At 37.3% G+C, this 332-nt stretch carries 1 protein-coding gene; it reads right to left on the bottom strand.

The window, feature by feature from the left end:
- Positions 1-332, bottom strand: a 332-nt coding sequence (locus R2R70_RS19360; RefSeq protein ID WP_410978802.1) for an aldehyde dehydrogenase family protein, incomplete at both ends; no start/stop codon positions are given.

Here is a 332-nt window from a genome sequence, read left to right on the forward strand (position 1 = left end):
GTTAAGCCGTAACCTGTATTGTTTATTTGATCAATTACGTCATCAAGTTGATTCGCTTTGAAGCGAATAATATGAACACATGGACCAAATACTTCGCGCTTAAGTACAGAAAGGTCTTTTATTTCGTACAAACGAGGAGCAAAGAAGTACGCACCATTTTCACTGTTGTCCGGAATTTTACATTCGTAATGAAGTGTTGCGTTGCCTTTTAAGTACTCAACATGTTCGGTTAAGTTTTTAAGTGCTTTTTCATCGATTACAGGCCCTACATCAGTAGATAACAATGACGGATCACCAATATGTAATTCAGCCAAGGCACCTTTAATCATTTC

The sequence above is a fragment of the Cobetia sp. SIMBA_158 genome, assembly GCF_046566945.1.
Taxonomy (GTDB): domain Bacteria; phylum Pseudomonadota; class Gammaproteobacteria; order Pseudomonadales; family Halomonadaceae; genus Cobetia; species Cobetia amphilecti.